This window comes from Sphingopyxis sp. (assembly GCF_016463645.1).
Classification (GTDB): Bacteria; Pseudomonadota; Alphaproteobacteria; order Sphingomonadales; family Sphingomonadaceae; genus Sphingopyxis.
Genome location: NZ_JAEMQX010000129.1, coordinates 1 through 1,728, shown reverse-complemented (window position 1 = coordinate 1,728; position 1,728 = coordinate 1). Strand labels below are relative to the sequence as shown.

Annotated in this window: 1 protein-coding gene; it reads left to right on the top strand. The window is 64.7% G+C overall.

The genetic code is table 11. The features are described from left to right. Nucleotides 1-1,728 (top strand): autotransporter domain-containing protein (locus JHC57_RS18645; RefSeq protein ID WP_294031934.1); only part of this gene is annotated, 1,728 nt, incomplete at both ends.

Genomic DNA, 1,728 nt, shown 5'->3' with positions numbered 1-1,728 from the left:
ATCCGTAACAGCGGGTCGATCGTTGCAAAGACCGGCGGCGACAACGGCACCGCCCGCGCGATCGTCGATCTGTCGGGCAAGGTCGGCACGGTCGAAAACAGCGGAGCGATCAGCGCGAGCGGTGCGCTCGCCTCGTCCGACCGAAACATCGCGATCGACCTGTCGGCGAACAACAACGGCGCGACGGTCAAGCAGACCGCAGTGGCGTCGGGCATCACCGCGCCCAGCATCGTCGGCGACGTGCGGTTCGGCGGCGGCAACGATGTTTTCGACATCGCCGACGGTTCGGTGAAGGGGAACAGCTTCTTTGGCGCCGGTAACAACAAGTTCGCGCTGTCGGGCGACGCGACTTATGCCGGGAACGCCAGCTTCGGGGCCGGCGACGACACGATGACGCTCGCGGGAACCTCGAAGTTCACCGGGCTCGCCGACTTTGGCGGCGGTACCGATACGCTGACCATTGGCGGCACGTCGATCTTCTCGGGCACGCTCGCCAATTCGCAGGGCCTGGCCGTGTCGGTCGCCGGCGGCACCTTCGACGTCAGCGGCGCGGCGTCGATCTCGTCGCTCGCCGTCTCCGACAAGGGGACGCTCGGCGTGCTGCTCGATACCGGCAACACGGGAACCAACCTTCAGGTGACCGGCAACGCCAGCTTTGGCGCCGAATCGAAGCTCGCGCTCAGGCTGACGAGCATCGAGCAGGCCGAGGGCCAGCATATCGTGTTGACCGCCGGGTCGATTACCGGCGCGAACAACCTCACCGCTTCGCAAACGCTGCTTCCCTTCCTCTACAAGGGAACGCTGACCTCGAACGCGACGCAGTTGATCGTCGACGTGTCGCGCAAAAGCACCACCGAGCTCGGGCTCAACCGTTCGGAATCGGGCGCGTTTGACGCCGTGCTCGACGCCGTCATTGCCGATCAGAAGATCGAGGATGTCTTCCTCGGCATCACCGACGGCGACCAGTTCCGTGGCCAGCTTCAACAGATGCTGCCCGAACATGAGGGCGGCGTCTTCGAAACCGTTACTTCAGGCTCACGTGCGCTGGCACGCTATCTCCAGGACCCCAGCGCGCCTTATCAGGACGAGGGCAAGTGGGGCTATTGGGTCAATCAGGCGGTCTGGGGCACGTCGAAGGGCGTCGGCGACACTGCGAGCTACGACGTAAGCGGCTGGGGCATCTCGCTCGGTGCCGAAATCGAAAGCAACGTCGGTAATTTCGGTGGCTCGATCGGCTATCTGAGCGGCAAGGACGGCAACGGCAGCAACGCCAATGAAGTCAGCACCAGCCAGTTCGAAGGCGCGCTGCACTGGCGCCTCCGTTCGGACGGCTTCCTCGCGAACGCCCGCGTCTCGGGCGCTCCGATCAGCTTCAAGGGCACGCGTATCTTCCGCGCCGAAGCCGGTGCCGAGGACATCGAGAAGACGATGAAGGGCAAATGGGACGGCACCTTGTGGTCGGCCTCCGGTTCGGTAGCCTATGACACGCGTGTCGGCGGCCTCACGCTGCGCCCGATGGTCGCGGTCGACTATTACAAGCTCAAGGAAGACGGCTATCAGGAAACCGGCGGCGGCGACGCACTCGACCTGACCGTGCTCAGCCGCGACAGCGATGAGCTCGCCGTTACCGGCACGATGACGCTTGGCCTCGAATTCGGGGGCGCCGATGAATATGACGGCTGGACGCGCTTCGAACTCGAAGGCGGTCGCCGCCAGATCGTCAGCGGC